Genomic DNA, 19,086 nt, shown 5'->3' with positions numbered 1-19,086 from the left:
CTTCCGCTGCTTTAAACCAAACCTAATCAATCTTGTGAAGCCCAGCCGACAAGTTCGGCCAATGCATTCAACCGGCGTTCTGATTTTTCCACATAAGGATTGTTTTCATCCCAAGCGTAACCCGCCAAAATCGAACTGAGCATCCTGCTGATATCGGGATTGCGGTTTTTAGCATAAATCACATCCTGAAAACGGCCGTCATACCAACCGTTTACATAGGTTCGGAATGCATTTACCCCCACCATCAGCGGCTCCGCAAACTCGGCCTGCCAATCGGCACAACCGCCCTTCAACTGCTTCTCCAACAGATCCGCAGCTAATTTGGCCGAATGCAACGCAATGGTTACGCCCGATGAAAATACCGGATCCAAAAATTCGGCCGCATTACCTAACAAGGCAAAATTTTTACCGTGTAACGCTTTGACGTTTGCCGAATATCCCTGAATGCTGCGAAATGGAAATTCGTTATCCCACACCGCATCGGCCAACACATCGGCCAACATCGGACACTCGAGCGCAAACTTTTTCAATACGGTTTCGGAATCGCCGGTCAGCTTTTCGGGAGTACCGACAACGCCGATAGAGCAACGTCCGTCTCCAAACGGAATCGTCCATAACCACACATCCCGATGTTCCGGATGTGTGGTTATCAAAATTTTATTACGGTCGAATTTCGTGCTGGTAATGTTGTCATCAATATGGGTAAAGTGTGCCATACGCGGCGGCAGTTCGGATGGCGTTTCCAAATCCAACAAGCGCGGCAGCACACGGCCGTAACCGCTCGCATCCAATACAAATTTAGCATTCAGCGGGTAGCTCTCCCCTTTATCGGTTTCTACCCGAAGCAATACCTCGCTTCCGCTATTGTCAAAAGCCGTTACACCGTGACCGAAGCGGACTTCCACTCCCTGCTTGGCCGCTTCATCAATCAAAATTTTATCGAACAGCGCACGGCGTACTTGAAACGTAGTACCCGGCCCAGCGGTAAATTTGTCTGTAAAGTCAAAATAGGTGTAACGGTTGCCCCAAGTAAACGCGGCACCATTTTTAAATTGAAAGCTAGGTTCGGCCGTCACTGCCTCGGTAAAGCCCGCTTCATCCAAGATTTCCATACAGTGCGGCAACAAGCTTTCGCCAATCACGAAGCGCGGAAAATGCTGTTTTTCCAACACGCATACTTTAAAACCCTTTTTATGCAGCAAAGCCGCCGCCGCCGAGCCTGCCGGCCCTGCACCGATAATCGCAACATCAACAGAATGATTCATTTTTGGCTTTCAATCATTTAACTTTAAAAGATAATCTTATGCTTCCGGGTGATGTTGATTAAAACTTCTTGTTTTCCATATCCAACAGCCACGAAGCAAACAGCAAATTAAATACCACGCCCACCGCCACGCTGATACCGAATGCGGCAACGGCGGGCGTACTGCTCGTTGCCAACAATACAAATGAAATGCCGGTAGTGAGTGCGGCTAGCAGCATTCCACCCAACCTAGCTTCCGCCGTCTCATGTACGGCACCTGCATAAACAGCATAATCCACGCCGATGGCCGATACCAGCAGCAAACCGAACATCGCAAACAGGCTGACCGGCAAACCGATCCAACCCAATACGGCAACGGTACATAAAGCTGATGCCAGGGGTACGGCCAAAACCAACATGCCGCGCCATATCCCAAATATTTTCCACAACACCAGCAATGCCAAAGCATAAGAAGCCAGCTTCAACCAAGCGGCCTGATTTCGGGTGTGGTGGAACAACTCGTTGAGGTGTGCGCGCTTATCCGCCCAATGTATTCCGCTGATTCCGGTTACCACCGCTTTTACCGCAGAAACATCATGCACGCCGTTTAACCTCACTACAGCAGCCCAACGACCCGGTATAACTTCTCCCAGATACAAAGGCTGCCAAGCCTCGGCCAAAGGCGTTTGCAAGCTTTGCGATAATGTTACGGTTGGAGCCGAAGCCGCCTGCTCCAGCGCACTTTTCATGGTTTGGCGCGGTACGCCGATTTCACGCATCGAAGCCCAAGCGCGCGGAGTCAAAGCTAAATTTTTCAAGTGTGTTCTCAAAGTTTGCTGGTCGGCGGTATTTTGTATCCATTGGTTAAGCGATTGCACGCCATCCAATTTTTTATCTGCTATCAACGGTTGCAAAGCCGCCTCTACCCGCGCGCTTTGAAGCAATAGCCCGTCTTCGTCTGCCGCCTCCACCACTATATATTGCCCTCCGAAATCGGCACCGCTCAAGTGACCGATGGCTTGCGCCTCTGCCAACATTTCAGGCTGGACGGCTACCCATTGGCGGATATCGTCGTGCCAATCGCTGCGCCATAAACCTATGGCCAGCAATATACCTGCCAATATCACCCAACCGCGCTTTTGCAAACGTTTTTTCAGACGGCCCGCCAAAGGGTAGAGCTTATCCGTCAATGTTGCAAAAGGAACGCTTTTATTTTGGTAGCGCACAAACAAAAGCGGCAACCAGCACACGGTTGCTCCGAATGCGCCAAGTAAAGCGAAGCCTGAAAAAACAGCTGTTTGGCGCAATATCGGCAACGGTGTAAACCACAGTAACGCGTAACCCGCCACCGTAATAACCAAACTAACGGCAAAAGTCGGCAACACATGCTTCATTGCCCGCTCTGCCTGCCAAATACGCCCTTTAGCGGAAAAAACCGAGGGCGTCAGCCAATGCAGGGGAAAATCGACCAACATACCGATCAGGCTGGTGCCGATAACAATTGTCAGAATATGAATTTGTCCGAACACAGCTAATACGGCGGCCAACCCGGCCAACATCCCAGCCAAAAGCGGTAAGACCAAAACCAGCACCCTGCCGCTACGGAACACCCAAAGCAGCAAAGCCAAAGTCAGCCCCAAACCTGCCGTGCTCATCAGACGGCTTTCTCTTTCGGCATCCTTTTTTGCAGTGGCCGCAAAAACCGCGCCGCCGGCACTTAAAACCTCTGCCTGCTGTTTTGCCGCCAAAGCCCGACTCTCTTTCAACAGCTTCGGCAAATCGGCACTGGCATTAACAATATCATTGTTTTTCGGCAAGCGGCCTCGCAACCATACCCAAGTTTTTCCGTCTTCACCTTCGGTAAACAGCATTCCGCTGGCCGCATGCCATTGTAAACGGCTCTGCGGCGCGGCCTGAGTCATCGTAAAGCGGCCAAAGCCTAGCCAATCCTCATCTAAAGGCAAAGGTGAAGGAGCCGCGAAAGGATTAACCGCATCTTGTGCGCGCTCTTTAAAATAAGCTTTCGGATCGTCAAACAGCAAACGGCGGACATGAAGCGGCAATACGGCCAAGCCTAATTTGGCTGTATCACTGCGCACTTGCTCCAAATCCGGTGTGATTTCACTGTCTACCGCCTCAAATATGCCGCTGCTGCGCCACGATTGCGCCAGTTCGGAGGCCGTCTGAAAAGCTTTATCGGCGTCACTGCTGCCTACCAACAATACAACCTGCCCGTTTAGTTGGGCTTCGCTCACCCGATCCGCTGCCTGCAGTAAAACGTCTTGAGCCTGCTCCTGCGGCAGCAATGCGCTCAAATCGGTTTGCAACCACGAACGCGCCGCCAACATATAGGTTAAAAATACGGCGGCAGCGGCCATCGCTATACAATAAAGAATATGGGACGGCTTTTTCATCATAATCGGTTAATCTGCTTCAATAAGCGGGAATCGGCAAATCCGCACTGATTAGAGTATCGGCTGCAAGCTACTGCATACTAGCAAACCTCTTCAGCACAGATATTCATACGGCATTGAGATAAACTTATTGCAACGCTGCTTGCGCAAAAGCATCCAATGCCTGATTGGTATTGATACCGTTAAATGTCATAACGGTGCGATCTCCCTGTTTTTCATTCAGTTCGATTTTACGTACAACGCTGTCACCACTGATGTCGATCCGGGTAAAAACCTGTTTCATCACAACGGTTTTCGGAATCAGGCGCAATGTCCACTGACGTTCATTTCCCGAAAGTTGCAAATCAAACTGCTGCTGTAAGCCCGCCGTATTACCGCCCAGCAAATCCAAAAACAACTTAATCTGCTGTGACTGTGCACTTTTACTGCCTGATGCTGCCACCCAATTTTTACCGTTCCACTGCATAATGCCGTCCGAACGTACGCGCAAGCGGTTTTCAAAAGGTTTTTGCATCTGCCAGAGCAAGCCGCGGTGCGGCTGTAAAACGAAACGGCCCTGGGTCGTCATCGGTTTGGACAATGATTTCAAATAACGCTGCTGCACAAAGCTGCCTTGCACGTTCTGCGGTTTTTGCAGTGTTTGCGCCAATTCGGCAGTGTCAAAGGCCCATAAAAGCGGGCTGCACACAGTCAATACCACGCCTATCATCCATCTTTTCATCTTGAGCAATCCTTTCACTATTATTTCAGGCCGTCTGAAAACTCCGGTGCCGCTTAACCGCCTCCAGCCAGCTTGAAGGCGTTTGAAACTGCATTTCTCCGTTTTCCAATGAAACGGCCACCTGCGTAGTCGATGCCTTGGTCAGCTTCTGCCCGCTCTCCGAATCCACTATGGTATAGTCAATTCGCAAACAGCTCTCTATTTCCACAACGGCCAAGTCCACACGGATTTTTTGGCCGAAACGGGCAGGCTTCACATATTTCAAATTCAATTGTACAACCGGCCAGCTATAGCCGTTTTTTCCCATTTCGTTATAGTCATAACCGATAGAAGATAAAAACGCGCAACGGGCAACTTCCAAGTATTTCACGTAATGGCCGTGCCATACGATATGCATGGCATCTACATCAAAAAACGGCACTTCAATTTCAATACTGTGCCGGCAATAAATATGTTTAGCCATTATCTTCGTCTTTCCAAAAATCGTAAAAATTAAACCATTGCAAAGGATTTTCCGCGCATTCCAAGGCCAGGCGGTCTGCAAACTTTTGGGCCGCTTCGGCCACCGCCGCGCTACGATTGCTGCGCGTCCATTGTGCCGCATCGGCAAAACGATGTAATTTCAAATGGTAACGACCGTTATGCCAAACACAAAACAAAGTGTTTAATCTCGTTTTCAGCAGGCTGGCCAGCAACCATACACCTTGCGGCATTTCAGCGCTTGCCCCGAGAAAATCCACGGTTACCGTTTTTTCACCGCGTACCGGGATACGGTCGGCGGCAATGGCAATCCACTCACCCTCATCCAATCTACGGCTGAGCTCCATCATCAAAGCCGCATCCAAATCGGTTACCTGTATTAATTGGATACGGTCGGCTCCCGCCCTTACCAGTGCATCATTAAACGCCTGTGCATGACGACTGTGTACCAATACATTGAGTTTAAACCCTTGATGGTGCGACACTAACGCCCGACAGATTTCTACATTGCCCACATGCGAGCATACGAAAATCTGCCCGCGCCGTCCCGTCTGGTGCATATCAGCATAAATATTATCCGGGTCGTGCAACACCAAATCTTCGTAACGTAATTTACGCTGCCAAACGGCAAAACGATCACAAACTGCCCTGCCAAAAGCTACAAACTGCTTCAAAACCGGAAATCTTTTAGGCAGCGGCGCATCGGGAAACGACTCTTTCAACCGTAACTGATACCGGCTAATGTTGCGTCTTGGTTTTGGAGCGGTCAGATAAAAATATAATACGACAAACCAAATGCACGGGTTCATTAAAAAAGGTGGCAGATAGCGTACCATCAAAGTAGTAATACGGAGAAACAGTCGGTTTCCCCGTTCTTGTTGCTGCGCCCAATGATTCGACTGATTCATGGTTTTCAGACGGCCTTATTCCGTTTGTTCGACATATCGCCTAACCTCCTTCTCAGCATTTCAAAAAACAAGCGGGCATGCATTTTGCTGATGCGCACATTATCCGCCCATGCGTCAAAGTGGGAAATGCCGTCTGAAGCATATCTTACAGGTGTTTTTATCCAAACAGTTTTCACGCCGCGCCAATGAAGGCGTACTAAAATTTCGGTATCAAAATCCATACGGTCGCCGACACATTCCTGCCGTATCACGGCTAATACCGGATCCACGGGATACAGCCGGAAGCCGCACATTCCGTCTTTAATATCGGTAGATGCCGTATTAACCATATTCCAAAAGTCGGTGATTTTCCGACCGTATAGTCTTGCTTTTGGCGCATCGCTACCATACTGCGGCCAACCGCATACCACTGTCGAAGGCTGCTCCCTGGCAGCGGCCAATAATTTTTCAGTATCGGGAAAATGATGTTGTGCATCCGCATCCACCTGCAAAACATGGCTGAAGCCTTGTTGTTCGGCATATTTCAGCCCACACTTCACCGCTGCTCCCTTCCCCCCGTTAAGCGGACGGTACAGGACGTCAATACCCTCTTGGGCGGCCAATGTTTCTAAAGTGCGGCGGCTCTCCTCACCCGAACCATCGTCTACAATCAACACAGGCAAATCAAAACCACGCATCGCAAGCGCCACATCACCCACCGTATCGGGATGTTTGTAATGCGGTATCAGCACCAATACTTTCATTTCAGAAGGCCTCCTGAGAAAAACTGCCGAATACAATGCGCCCTGATGCGCAAACCGCTTCTTGGTTTTCCAGCTTAAATGTCAGCTTGTTTTTCGCACCATCATATTTCAATGAGAGTTTTATCGAATCGTACGGCCGCAAAAACTGTTGGTATTTCAAATTTTCTACGCATACAACAGCCTGTCGGCCCCAATCGAAACGTGCAGCTGCATCCCGTACCCACTGCAACTCCACCACACCGGGTACCAATGGGAAATTAGCGAAATGGCCACCGAAATAAACCAAATCCAACGGTACCCGACTTTCGAGCAGCCATTCATTATCTGAAATCTGCTTCATTTCGGACGGCCACACAGGGGCGGTTTGGCTATCTGTAAAAGCCGTCTGAAAATCTGCGGCGGCAATTTTAGCTTGGGTATTGCGTGGCAATATATCAGCAAACCGCCAATAACGCGGCACGGCAATCATATCCTGAGCCGCCGAAGTATGCCGTTTCAGATGGCTGACTATTGCCGCCCGCCCATGTTCACGCAATGCCGCAATACCCATTTCACTCAACGCCACCCAAACAGCCAGCCGTTTGTATTTCGGATGTATGCCGCAATAAGCATCAGCTACCCATTCATGCATCAGCAAATCTTGTTCGATTTGTGCCAATGAAACGCGCTTGTCTTCAAACTTGATAATACGGTCACTCCGTCCCAGCAATAAAAAACCGCCTTCTTGTTTTTCAACCACATCGGCAGTCTGTTGCTTTCCGTCACTCCACGGTGACTGCACCCACAAAGCACCCTCCCCCGCACTTTGGCCAAACGCTACTCCCGGTAAAGGCTGCCATGACTGAGAGCCATAACGCGAAGCGATAACGCCAGTTTCGGTGCTACCGTAAATTTCCAACGGCAGCATAAGATGCCGCTCAAGTAATTCTGCTGTCGAATAGGGTAATGCACCGCCTGCAGAGACAATACCGGACAACTTCGGCCTAACCGCCTCCCAATTCCGCTCCTCTCCCATGCGGTTTAGCAAAGCCGGACTGGTAATCCAAACAGTACGCACGCATGCCGACGTTTCCGCCAGCAAATTTTCAGGATATACGCTCTGTTTGCGCGAAATGGGCAAACCCGCACTAAGCGGCAATGCAAAACGGAAAGTAAAGCCATACAAATGCTGCGGGCTGACGCTGCCCATAACCACAGCACCCTTATCAGCAAATAAGGGTAACTGAGCCAACACTTTTGCTTCGGCTTGTATCTGAGCCAATGTTTTCACTACTACTTGGGCTTTGCCGCTGGAGCCCGAAGTTTTTAAATAAACCTCTGCCTGTTCATTTAAAAAATCGGTTTGCATCGCCGTAATACTATCGGGCTCCATTGCGTGAAAACAATCCGGCAACACAAAAGTAGAATGCTTTGAAATATCTACCGCCGCCAATTGGTCTACAACATCGGTTAACCATACCTCCGCCTCGCTATCTGCCCATCTTGTATTGTCGTACGCAAGGTTCGGCGGCAAGATTACCCTCGCCCCTGCATACCATACCGATAAAACGGCACATGCGAATAATGCCGCATCATCAAACCACAACGCGGCACTTTTTACACCTGCGGCTTTCAGACGGCCTGAAAGATAAAAAACCGTACGGTTAAAATCCGCACGTTTCCAATCCGGAGAAACGGCAATCAAATCGTCGCCAAACAAATTTTCAGAAAAGATCTGAGATAAACTATACATAACAAAACTACCGTTACCCTATGCGCAAAGCAAAGACGCAATAATGTTGATTAACGGATATCACAACTTGCATCAAAAATCTTTTTATACTTTTCCGTTTTCAGCCTTTTTAATGCAAAGTGCATTGTTTCCGGCAAAGTAACTAACGGCAACAAAAGTAATGCCAATAGCAATATAATAATTGGCAATAACCAAAAATCATAAATTCTATATTCAAACCCAAAGGCGAGCATATATATCGTTAATAGGGAAATTAAAATAGGACTAAAAGCTATCCAGCCCCAATATTCTTGTTTAATAAATCTATTGAGCCTTTCTCTTTTAAAAAATAATTTTTCTTCATATCTATACTCGGCCCCATTCCACTTAATCGCCGCCCCCATACCAAACCGCCTTTAGCAAATACCACATCCAAAATACCGTTCAAATCAATTTCTTTTTCCAACAAAAAATCCAATTCCTCTACCGAGAGTTCCTTTAAATAAGGAATTTTTTCTGCTCTATTTGGCGCATTAAAAAACCGCGGTAATCGTTTTTCATATGCTTGTTTCTTGTATCGGAAAAATACACGCTTGTTAAAAACCGCCTGATCTTGTCTAGCTCATCTTCCGTTGGCTCGAATTCGCCATGTACATATTTTTTTAGATTTTTTCTGCTCCAAAACGCAAGGATATTTTGCAAAATGTGATTTATATTCCCCATAGTACATATCCGTTATTCACAATAATCCGGCCATTACAAACGTAACACTATTTTCCTATACAGCCATTCGCCGCCCAACAGCATACCCATTAAAACGTAGGAAATGATACCGGTATAAAAAGCCCACCATTCATACTGTTCCGCCCACACCAAAACAGCGGCGGCTAATGCATTTAATATAAAAAACACGCACCATATTTGTGTTACCTTGCGAGTATAGCGCACTCCCTCAGGCGGCAAATCCGGATTCTGCAAACGTGCCAACCGCTCAATCACACTCTGCTTGGCAAACAAGCTACCGCCAAATACAGCCAGCATCAACAAACTCACGCCCACCGGATACCAATACATGGTTTGCGGCAAACGCAGCCACAACACTATGACAAAAAAAACAGCCACAATTACAGCTACCGTACGTTGGCTACTTTCTCGGCTGAAAAAGGCCCTCAAAAGCCACAAGCCGCACATCAACCCAGCAAGCCAATAAAAAGCGCCGTTGTCGCGCCCCCAATACCACAACAGCGGATAGGCCACGCTCAACAGCGCCAATATTATCTGCCAAACGGTACGCACTTATTCTGCCGCACCTTTACGCAACACGGCCTGTACGACATCTTCAACCGTACGTACGCTACGAAAATCTTCAGCCAACAATTTATGCCCGGTCTGTCGCTTGATATGATCGATTAAATCGATGGCATCGATACTGTCTATTTCCAAATCTTCATAAAGATTAGTTTCCGGCTTGATGCGCTCAGGCTCGATTTCGAAAAGATTTACCAAAGCATCACTTAGAATTTTTCGGATTTCTTGTTCAGTCATTTTTTATCCCCAATTATTGTGCCTGTTGGGTACGCACGAAGTCTGCCAAGGTTTTTACACTAGTAAAATGATCGCGCAAATTTTGGTTTTCTCCGTCCATTTGAAAACCGAATGCTTTTTGAACTGCCAAACCAAGCTCCAGAGCATCCACCGAATCCAACCCCAACCCTTCGTCGCCAAACAAAGGCATATCGGTTTCAATATCGGAAACAGTTATGTCCTCAAGCCCTAAACTGTCAATAATTAATTGTTTGATCTGATTTTCCAAATTCATGTTGTTTCCCGTATAAAATAATCTTGCAAATAAGCATTCAACCTTCTGGCTGCAATCGGTAACGGTTTTTCAGCAAGCCAGCTTTGCGGATCAATATCTTCACCGACATTAATCTCATAGTGAACTTTTCGGGATGGGATTTTATACCATGGCTGGCCTTTTTTAAAATTAGGAGGTGTCATTTTTATGACTACCGGCGTAATCACTGCAGCGCTACGCAAACCGATCGATACCGCTCCCCGATTTAATTTAACCTGCCCATCCCAGCCGGTACGCGTTCCCTCCGGGAAAACCAACAAAGATTGCCCGCCTTTTAAAACCGTATCAACCTCTTCCAACATTTCCATCGATTCATCGTTCGGAATATAGCCGGTTGCCAGAATCGGGCTCTTCATAGCCGGATGGTTTAATAAATCCTTTTTAACAATACAGTTCATACGCGGTTCGTGGCTAATTAGTAAGACGACATCCAATAAAGAAGGATGATTGGCCAACACCAGCTGCCCAGGTCGTCCTAGCTTTTCCAAGCCGTTAAACTTTACGCTCAACACACCGGAAACAAGCAGGTAACGTACAAAAAAATGCCAAATACCACCTACCAACCTGCGTGCTTGCAATTGACGTTTTAACTGCCCACGAGTGCTATTCAACGTATATGGCAGCAGCACCAATTTAAATAAAACACCCACTACTCCAAATAGTACGAATCCAAACAAAGTAGCCAAAAAACGGCGGCTATAATCCAAATACCTCATTATTTTTTCTGCCACAACCAACGACGTATACCGTAATCCTGTATATGCTCCTCGGCATCAGAATGTAAGAATGTCAACCAATCCAAGGCACCTTCATATACGGGCAAATCGCTATTTGCCTTTGGCGCAGCCGGAAGCATACTGAAAACATATTCGTTCCCTTCTTCCACCATCATCGCCATCGCATAGGCAAAAGGGGCTCGTGTTGCCACAACCGGGTATTCTTTCCTAAGCGGATCATCTGCCACAACAACAAGTACTCGGGAATGCCCCTCACCCAGCAGTGCATAGGCTTCTGCCAAAGCTGTTTCCAAGCCATCACAACATACCGATAATGCGGTATTTTCGCTCATATCACCACGCAGCATCGACCATTGGCCTGGCAAGGCATTATGTACGGACAAGCCGAAAGAGGTAGGAGAAACCGTACCTTCACGCAACAATGCCAGCCATAATTCGAAACTGCGGTTCAACTCACCATCGTGAGAGACAAACACCAAAGGAATATTGGAATATTGTTCCACCAGCGGCCAAGCCGCATCAAAAGCCAAACGGGCTGCGATACCGAGGCGGCGACGTTGCATTGCAGGTAAGAAAGCAAGGGCCGGCTTATACTCGACATCAAGATTAATCCGCCCTTCTTGCCCCCATAAACGCCATGCCTCATCATCCGAGAAATAAGGGCAAACGGCACGAAACTGAGTAATTTTTATAGAAAAACAACACGCCGTATCAGCCCGATTCATAGCAACTTTCAAAACTTTACAAAATGAACGTATTTTAACCTATTTGCCATATTTTAACCAGCAACAACCCTATTTCTTCCGGCTCATATTTCTATGTGAAATACATAGGCTTAATGTAGTTTTGAGAGGCAGGCTACACTTCATCTATAACCATAATCAACCAGGCTTAACAATGCCTTGTATCTTTATATAACCAAACCCTATTTAGATACAACCAGCCGTTCTTTCCCTTTTCAGACGGCCTATATTAAAGTAAAGCAATCCATAAATCCCTATCGTTCCAAGGAGAAACAACAATGTCTGCAGCTATCCGTACATTTAGGATTGCTACCTTATTGGGTATAGTAGCAACACTTGGTGCCTGCTCGCCCTCTAGCTCCAATGAGGCAGCTAACGAACCCTCCTCCCAAACTACCAATGGAGCCACAGCATCAAGCCAATCGGTCAAACTGCTGAATGTATCTTACGATGTAGCACGAGATTTCTACAAAGATTACAACCTTCTATTTAAAAAAGAGTATGAAACCAAACACAGCGGCAGCAGTATTGATATCCAGCAATCACACGGCGGTTCCAGCAAACAAGCTTTGGCGGTAGCCAACGGATTACAGGCTGACGTCGTCAGTATGAATCAGACTTCAGACATCGAATTACTACAAGACAAAGGTCTGGTGGCTCAAGATTGGGCAGGCCGGTTGCCAAACCAATCGGTACCCTTTACCAGCACAACCGTTTTTTTGGTACGCAAAGGCAACCCTAAACAAATCCGCGATTGGTCTGACTTAACCAAAGATAATCTTCAAATCGTTATTGCCAATCCCAAAACCACCGGCAACGGCCGCTATGCATTTTTAGGAGCATACGGCTATGCCCTGAAAACCAATAATGGTGATGAAGGCAAAGCCAATGAATTTACGCGTAAACTGTTGGCCAATGCTCCCGTTTTTGAAAACGGCGGTCGGGCTGCAACCACTACCTTTACCCAACGAAATATCGGTGACGTGCTGATTACTTTTGAAAATGAGGCAAATCATGTCAGCAGGGTATTAGCACCCAATCAGTTTGATATTGTTTATCCGAGCTACACGATTCTTTCCGAAAGCCCGGTAGCGGTAGTCGATAGTGTGGTGGATAAAAAAGGAAGCCGTAATGCGGCTAATGAATACCTGCAATATCTATGGAGCAAGCCGGCACAAGAGTTGGCAGCCAAGCTCTATCTACGCCCAAGTGATAAAGAAGTTTTGGCCGCCCACAAAGCAGATTTTCCCGATATAGAAACTTTCCGCCCGAATGATAAATTCGGCAGCTGGCCCGAAATTATGAAAAAATACTTTGCAGACGGCGGCCTTGTTGATCAACTCAGTCCAAAACAATAACCGCTTTATTTCTATAATGATAAATATGCCGTCTGAAAATTTTCAGACGGCATATTTATTCAAACCAATCAAAAGTTTTATAAACTTAAAATATATAGCCTACCAACCGCAATTTTGGGCTTAAAAACGACTCTTATATTACCTTTTATTGCTCTTACTCCCATCCTAACTAAAATAAATACGGCACGATATCGCACAACTTTATGCGTCAATATCGTACCGTACCTTACTTTATACCCGACTGCTAAACTGCTAAAACGCCATCAGGCTTCTTTAGTTTCCGCAGTTTTTTGGCGCAAACGCAAGCCCAGTTCGCGCAATTGCTTCTCATCTACATTATTCGGAGCATCAACCAACAAATCTTGGGCGCGTTGGGTTTTCGGGAAAGCAATCACATCGCGGATAGATTCTGCTCCGGCCATTAAAGTTACCAACCGGTCAAGGCCGAAAGCCAAACCACCGTGCGGAGGTGCGCCGAATTTCAAATTATCCAAGAGAAAGCCAAATTTATTTTGCTGCTCTTCCGGGCTGATTTTTAATGCGGCAAATACTTTTGCCTGAACATCCGCACGATGGATACGGATAGAACCGCCACCGATTTCCCAGCCGTTCAATACCATATCATAAGCACGCGCCAAACAATTCTCCGGGTCGGTTTCCATCAAATCTTCATGTCCCGGCTTGGGTGAAGTAAACGGATGATGTACTGCGGCATAACGGTTGTTTTCTTCATCATATTCAAACATCGGGAAGTCAACGACCCACAGCGGACGCCATTCATTATTGGTGAAATAGCCGTTTTCCGCACCATGCTCATGGCCGATTTTAATACGTAATGCACCAATGGCTTCATTCACAACCTTAGCCTTATCCGCACCAAAGAAGATGATGTCGCCATTTTGGGCACCCGTTTGGGCAATGATTTCTTTCAACGCGTTTTCAGACAAGAACTTCACGATCGGCGATTGCAAGCCGCTGTCTTCTCCGTTAGAAAGATTGCTGATATCGTTTACTTTGATATACGCCAAGCCTTTAGCACCATAGATACCGACAAACTTGGTATATTCGTCAATATCTTTACGGCTCAATTTCGCACCGTTAGGAACACGCAAGGCGACTACCCGGCCTCCTTTCATATCCGCTGCGGCACGGAAGACTTTGAACTCCTCCGTTTTCATCAAGTCGGTCAGCTCTGTAAATTTAAGGTCCACACGCAAATCGGGCTTATCCGAACCGTAATAATACATAGCCTCGCTATAAGGCATGCGCGGGAAATTACCAAGATCTACACCTAAAGCATCTTTAAACACTTTTTTGGCCATACCTTCGGTAATGTCCATAATTTCATCTTCACCCAAAAACGAGGTTTCCAAGTCGATTTGGGTAAACTCGGGCTGGCGGTCGGCACGCAAATCTTCATCACGGAAGCATTTGGTGATTTGGTAGTAACGATCAAAACCGGCCACCATCAACAATTGCTTGAAAAGTTGGGGAGATTGCGGCAATGCGAAAAACTCGCCCGGATGTACCCGGCTGGGAACAAGATAGTCACGCGCACCCTCGGGAGTGGAGCGCGTCAACATAGGAGTTTCAATGTCAATGAAACCTTGCGCGTCCAAATAGCGGCGTACACCCATAGCAACTTTATAGCGCAATTTCAAATTATTTTGCATTACCGGGCGGCGTAAGTCGATAACACGGTTTTGCAAGCGTACATTCTCGCTGATATTTTCATCATCGATTTGGAAAGGTGGCGTTGCAGCAGTATTCAAAACCTCGATTTCTTTAGCCAAAATTTCAATTTTGCCGGAAACCATTTTATCATTAGAAGTGCCTTCGGGACGATTACGCACCCGACCGGTAATACTCAATACGAATTCGTTACGAGAAGAATCAGCCTGTGCAAAAGCTTCAGGCGTATCAGGATCTACCACTACCTGAACGATGCCTTCCCGATCGCGTAAGTCGATAAAAATTACCCCCCCGTGGTCTCGCCGGCGGTGCACCCAGCCTTTAACGGTAACGGTTTGGTCAAGATACTGCTCGTTAATCAAGCCACAATAATTGGTACGCATAAAGATATAATCCCTTTGACAATCGGATTTAAATTCAAATAAATATTTCTCGAAATTGTTTGCTAACGGCTATTTTGCCGATACTTATTCGAGGCCGTCTGAAACATTACTCTTGGATTCATACGGTAGGTTTTCAGGCAAGGCAGCCGAGTTATTCTGAATATTTGCCTCAGGCAAAACCATTCCCAAGGAAATAACATACTTCAACGCATCGTCTACACTCATATCCAATTCACGGATATCGGTGCACTTTACCATAATGTAATAACCACCGGTCGGATTAGGTGTTGTCGGCACGTATACGGGTACATATTCCTCACCATGTCCCAAAGCCTGTTGCACAGCGGTAGGTATATTTCCCGATACAAACGCCAAAGTCCAAATATTAGGTTGCGGGAAAGGCACCAATACTGGTGTTTTAAACGATTGGCGAGAATCCGAAAGCAACGATTCGGATACTTTTTTCACACTCGAATAAATTGATTTCACTACCGGAATCCGGCCAAGCAAAGCATCCCAGGCAGCGATGATACGCTTCCCCAGCACATTCGCACCAAACAAGCCGGTTACGAATAATACGACTACCGCAACAATCACCCCCAAGCCGGGAATGTTAAACCCTAAAAAATGCTTAGGCTGCCAATGTTGCGGCAACAGATTAATTAGCTGATCAGATGCAGAAACAATATAGGTAATCACCCATACCGTAACGGCTATCGGCAGCCATACCAAAACACCTGTAATCAGGTATTTTTTCAGGGCCTTGGAAATTCCGCCGCTTTCTGCTGAATTTTTTACCATGCTATTTTATCCGTAAGCGTATTTTTGCCAAATCCGACATTATACGCCTTCAACCTGAGGGGAATGAAAATATTTTAATGCCTCTTGCAGATTGGTCTGCTGTTTTCAGACGGCTTTCCCAAATAGTTTGGGGTTTCAGTTTTATTTAGAAACCATCCCAATCATTTAACATCAGGCCAAAACCAATGCTGTTTTGTTTATGGTTGTAATCCAGCAAACTTTCGCCATAGCCATGATGGCCTTGAATATAGCCTTTGAGCTTTCCTTTGATTGGAAATGTGTAACCAAGTTGCACTCCGCCATAACCGCTTTTAGGGTTATATCGCAAAGTAGTGGCTACCGTTTGCATATCATTAAAACGGTATTGTAGTTTCAAATCACCATATCCCATATAGTTGGAAATATCAGCGTTATCATCCTCCTCGCCACTTTGATCAAATGCCCTCATCCATATGCGCGGCATCACCGTTAATTTACCCCATTCCATACCCGCCATACCATAGATACGATTCCACGACCGTGACAGCGGACGGCTTTTGCCGTTAGATTGATGTACGAAACCCAACCCAACCATCCGCAACTTACCGCCTCCCGGCAAATCAGCCTTTACCGGCTGGGTAATGAATACCTCGGGGCTATAATCATTGTTTCTAAACGGAGCAGATTCCTTTCCTTGGTTCCATACCTGCCAATTCGATACTTGGGTATAACCGAACCAAAGGTCGGCACGCGTTTTGAATAAGTCTTCCATCAACTTGGTTTTGAAGGAAACCTGCATTTTTGACTCAAGCCGCTTTTGCTGTTGCGAGACGTCGTCATCCGAAATTCCACGCGTAGTGGTTACCGGATATCGGTTGGGGCTGCTGTTATACCATACAGGCATCAAATACATCGGATTATGCTCACGCACCGAAAGAATACCGCGCGGGTCATTCTGGTCCAAATCGTACATTACGCTTAAAGGCGTATAAGCTTCCGCCGCCTCACGCAAAGCTTCCGTAGGCTCAGTATCTTCTGCCGTAGGCCGATCAAAAACAATCGTTGCCTGTTGGTTAGCCAAGCTGGCATCCACCGTACGAACCAAATCCACTGATTTAGACTCGACGGCAGCTGTCGTATCCGGCAATGCTTTTGGCGGAAACTGAGCCGCATAAATAGCATCAAAACAAGCCAAGCGCATGGCATTATCCCGCACTAGCGTACACTGCAAAGCCGCATCTTCCGCCGCTGCCGCAAAAGGAACGCCCAAAGCCAACCCTGCACCCAAAACCACCCAATATCGCATTAACATTCCCAGATTCTAAATACCACACAACGCCTGCGCCGGCATTTCATTTCCAACAAGTAGCGTTCGTACCGAAAACACTATCTAAAAATAAAGCAATGCCCCCGAAGAACAAGCAACTTGTCCGTTCGCGGGGCATCTACGCCGCAACGTTATCAGGCAGAAATTAAGCCAAAGCTTTAATTTTTGCAGACAGACGGCTTTTATGACGTGCCGCTTTGTTTTTGTGGAAAACGCCTTTATCGGCAATACGGTCCATTACTTTTACAGACTCGCGGTATACAGATTGTGCAGCAGCTTTGTCACCTGATTCAACGGCTTTCAATACTTTTTTAACCGCAGTGCGGAAAGCGGTACGCAAGCTGGCGTTGTGGGCGCGGTTTTTGATTGCTTGGCGGGCACGTTTACGGGCTTGTGCGCTATTGGCCATAGATTGTCTCCTGATATAAAAATCAAATTTCGTAAACGTGTAATTTTAAATAATAGCCAATACAAACGCAAGTATTTTAGTAAGTTTTTAAGATTTACAGCCTCCATGGTATGCGGATGCGACACCTCTGCACACCCGACACATCGGTTCAAATCCTTTTCATAACACTTCTTTCCATATCACTTTGATTTTTATAATTCATTCGGTTACAATACCAAATGAAAACCGCACTACCCAGCTCCAACCGGCCGGTCTTGCGGTTTTTCCGTTCGTTATACACACTTTCGTATCAATAAATTAAATATCCAACATCAGGAATCCGTTTTTATGAAAAAATCCGTATTGAGCGCGCTCACCCTGCTGGCATTGGCAGCTTGCGGCGGCAACAGCGAGACTGCCACCACCCCGACCACTCCGGCAAGCGGTGGGGATGCAAGTGCCGTTACAACCTCTGCCCTGCCCGAAACAGACACCCTCAATATCTATAACTGGTCAAACTATGTTGACGAAAGCACCGTAGAAGACTTCAAAAAAGCCAATAACTTGAAGCTAACCTACGATCTGTATGAAAACAACGAAACACTTGAAGCCAAAATACTGACCGGAAAATCAGGTTATGACCTAGTGGTTCCAGGTATCGCCTTCCTGCCCCGCCAAATTGGCGCAGGTGCCTACCAAAAAATTAATAAAGATCTGATTCCGAATTATAAAAATATCGATCCGAAGCTTTTGGAAATGATGCAGGTTGCCGACCCAGGCAACGAATATGCCGTTCCTTATTTCTCGGGCGTAAACACTTTGGCTATTACCGCCAAAGGTAAAGAAGCTTTAGGCGGACAATTGCCTGAAAACGGCTGGGATCTGCTTTTCAAACCGGAATACACCAGCAAACTCAAAGGCTGTGGCATCGCTTTATGGGATACTCCTAGCGAGATGTTCCCCATCGTGCTGAACTATCTCGGCAAAGATCCGAAAGGCAGCAATGCGGATGATATCAAAGCAGCAGCCGAGGTATTGCAAGCCATTCGCCCGGATATCAAACGTTTCAGCCCTTCGGTTATTGATGAATTGGCCCGTGGTGATGTGTGCTTGGCAGCAGGAAACGGCGGTGACCTGAATATGGCAAAAGCACGCTCGGAAGAAGTAAAAAATAATGTAGGCATTGAAGTATTGACGCCGAAAGGCATGGGCTTCTGGATTGAATCCTGGCTGATTCCCGCAGATGCAAAAAACGTAGCGAATGCGCATAAATATATTAACTATACATTAGATGCCGATATTGCTGCCAAAAACGGTAATTTTGTAACTTTCGCTCCTGCAAGCCTTCCTGCCCGCGAAAAAATGGATCCGGCTCTCGTTGCCACCCGCTCTATTTTCCCTAACGAGCAAGATATGAAAGATGGTTTCGTTATGCCGCAAATGAGCGATGATGCGAAAAAACTGACCGTAAACCTGTGGCAAAAAATTAAAGTGGGCACCCACTAACCTTTTGCCTAAGTAGCATAAAAAACGACTGCCTAAAATGCAGTCGTTTTTTTTATTTTCGCTTATTTTACGGCATTTGCCTCATCAAAGCATG

At 46.7% G+C, this 19,086-nt stretch carries 19 protein-coding genes; 2 read left to right on the top strand and 17 right to left on the bottom strand.

What is annotated here, in order from left to right; genetic code table 11:
- Window positions 1-26: 26 nt before the first annotated feature.
- The 13 genes from ACEPPX_RS06095 to ACEPPX_RS06035 all read right to left on the bottom strand — a co-directional run bounded on the left by ACEPPX_RS06095 (window position 27) and on the right by ACEPPX_RS06035 (window position 11,540).
- Window positions 27-1,265: an NAD(P)/FAD-dependent oxidoreductase gene (locus ACEPPX_RS06095; RefSeq protein WP_416623339.1), complete on the bottom strand. Its 1,239-nt coding sequence runs from the start codon at window positions 1,263-1,265 to the stop codon at window positions 27-29.
- Between the two features lie 58 nt (window positions 1,266-1,323).
- The gene (locus tag ACEPPX_RS06090; RefSeq protein ID WP_416623338.1) at window positions 1,324-3,660 is read right to left on the bottom strand and encodes an MMPL family transporter; all 2,337 of its coding nucleotides are present in this window, start codon (window positions 3,658-3,660) and stop codon (window positions 1,324-1,326) included.
- A 124-nt stretch (window positions 3,661-3,784) separates the two neighbouring features.
- The gene (locus ACEPPX_RS06085) at window positions 3,785-4,378 is read right to left on the bottom strand and encodes a LolA family protein (protein ID WP_416623337.1); all 594 of its coding nucleotides are present in this window, start codon (window positions 4,376-4,378) and stop codon (window positions 3,785-3,787) included.
- A gap of 25 nt (window positions 4,379-4,403) precedes the next feature.
- The gene (locus ACEPPX_RS06080; RefSeq protein ID WP_416623336.1) at window positions 4,404-4,841 is read right to left on the bottom strand and encodes an acyl-CoA thioesterase; all 438 of its coding nucleotides are present in this window, start codon (window positions 4,839-4,841) and stop codon (window positions 4,404-4,406) included.
- On the bottom strand, window positions 4,834-5,766 hold the full coding sequence (locus ACEPPX_RS06075; RefSeq protein ID WP_416623335.1) for a glycosyl transferase family 2: 933 nt from the start codon (window positions 5,764-5,766) through the stop codon (window positions 4,834-4,836). Before ACEPPX_RS06075 ends, ACEPPX_RS06080 begins: the two co-directional genes overlap by 8 nt.
- A 5-nt stretch (window positions 5,767-5,771) precedes the next feature.
- Window positions 5,772-6,509, bottom strand: coding sequence for a glycosyltransferase family 2 protein (locus tag ACEPPX_RS06070; protein WP_416623334.1), 738 nt, complete (start codon window positions 6,507-6,509; stop codon window positions 5,772-5,774).
- 1 nt (window position 6,510) lies between these two features.
- On the bottom strand, window positions 6,511-8,241 hold the full coding sequence (locus tag ACEPPX_RS06065; RefSeq protein ID WP_416623333.1) for an AMP-binding protein: 1,731 nt from the start codon (window positions 8,239-8,241) through the stop codon (window positions 6,511-6,513).
- A gap of 50 nt (window positions 8,242-8,291) precedes the next feature.
- On the bottom strand, window positions 8,292-8,624 hold the full coding sequence (locus tag ACEPPX_RS06060; RefSeq protein ID WP_416623332.1) for a hypothetical protein: 333 nt from the start codon (window positions 8,622-8,624) through the stop codon (window positions 8,292-8,294).
- Between the two features lie 352 nt (window positions 8,625-8,976).
- Window positions 8,977-9,516 (bottom strand): hypothetical protein, encoded by a 540-nt coding sequence (locus tag ACEPPX_RS06055; protein WP_416623331.1) that lies wholly within the window; start codon window positions 9,514-9,516, stop codon window positions 8,977-8,979.
- The gene (locus ACEPPX_RS06050) at window positions 9,517-9,765 is read right to left on the bottom strand and encodes an acyl carrier protein (protein ID WP_047761537.1); all 249 of its coding nucleotides are present in this window, start codon (window positions 9,763-9,765) and stop codon (window positions 9,517-9,519) included.
- Window positions 9,766-9,778: 13 nt separating this feature from the next.
- Window positions 9,779-10,039 (bottom strand): phosphopantetheine-binding protein, encoded by a 261-nt coding sequence (locus tag ACEPPX_RS06045; RefSeq protein WP_047761536.1) that lies wholly within the window; start codon window positions 10,037-10,039, stop codon window positions 9,779-9,781.
- A complete protein-coding gene (locus ACEPPX_RS06040; RefSeq protein ID WP_416623330.1) occupies window positions 10,036-10,794 on the bottom strand; it encodes a lysophospholipid acyltransferase family protein in 759 nt (252 codons plus the stop codon). The genes ACEPPX_RS06045 and ACEPPX_RS06040 overlap by 4 nt, the downstream gene beginning before the upstream one ends.
- Entirely contained in the window at window positions 10,794-11,540 is a 747-nt protein-coding gene (locus ACEPPX_RS06035; RefSeq protein ID WP_416623329.1) for a beta-ketoacyl synthase chain length factor, read from the bottom strand. Before ACEPPX_RS06035 ends, ACEPPX_RS06040 begins: the two co-directional genes overlap by 1 nt.
- A gap of 308 nt (window positions 11,541-11,848) precedes the next feature.
- Between ACEPPX_RS06035 and ACEPPX_RS06030 the strand changes: the two genes are divergently transcribed.
- Window positions 11,849-12,916, top strand: a complete 1,068-nt coding sequence (locus ACEPPX_RS06030; protein ID WP_416623406.1) for a sulfate ABC transporter substrate-binding protein — start codon at window positions 11,849-11,851, stop codon at window positions 12,914-12,916.
- A 263-nt stretch (window positions 12,917-13,179) separates the two neighbouring features.
- On the opposite strand, the gene aspS is transcribed toward ACEPPX_RS06030, so the two are convergent.
- The 4 genes from aspS to rpsT all read right to left on the bottom strand — a co-directional run bounded on the left by aspS (window position 13,180) and on the right by rpsT (window position 17,507).
- Window positions 13,180-14,991: an aspartate--tRNA ligase gene (aspS, locus tag ACEPPX_RS06025; protein ID WP_416623328.1), complete on the bottom strand. Its 1,812-nt coding sequence runs from the start codon at window positions 14,989-14,991 to the stop codon at window positions 13,180-13,182.
- An 84-nt stretch (window positions 14,992-15,075) separates the two neighbouring features.
- The gene (locus ACEPPX_RS06020) at window positions 15,076-15,792 is read right to left on the bottom strand and encodes a DUF502 domain-containing protein (protein WP_416623327.1); all 717 of its coding nucleotides are present in this window, start codon (window positions 15,790-15,792) and stop codon (window positions 15,076-15,078) included.
- Between the two features lie 145 nt (window positions 15,793-15,937).
- Window positions 15,938-17,083 (bottom strand): phospholipase A, encoded by a 1,146-nt coding sequence (locus tag ACEPPX_RS06015; RefSeq protein ID WP_416623326.1) that lies wholly within the window; start codon window positions 17,081-17,083, stop codon window positions 15,938-15,940.
- Window positions 17,084-17,243: 160 nt separating this feature from the next.
- The gene (gene rpsT, locus ACEPPX_RS06010; protein ID WP_047761529.1) at window positions 17,244-17,507 is read right to left on the bottom strand and encodes a 30S ribosomal protein S20; all 264 of its coding nucleotides are present in this window, start codon (window positions 17,505-17,507) and stop codon (window positions 17,244-17,246) included.
- Window positions 17,508-17,834: 327 nt separating this feature from the next.
- On the opposite strand from rpsT, the gene ACEPPX_RS06005 reads away from it, so the two are divergent.
- A complete protein-coding gene (locus ACEPPX_RS06005; protein ID WP_047761528.1) occupies window positions 17,835-18,992 on the top strand; it encodes an extracellular solute-binding protein in 1,158 nt (385 codons plus the stop codon).
- Window positions 18,993-19,086 lie beyond the last annotated feature (94 nt).

The sequence above is a fragment of the Neisseria sp. S1 genome (genome assembly GCF_048060015.1).
Classification (GTDB): Bacteria; Pseudomonadota; Gammaproteobacteria; order Burkholderiales; family Neisseriaceae; genus Neisseria; species Neisseria arctica.
The sequence above is the reverse complement of the archived record's forward strand: the minus strand, read 5'-3'. Positions and strand labels throughout refer to the sequence as shown.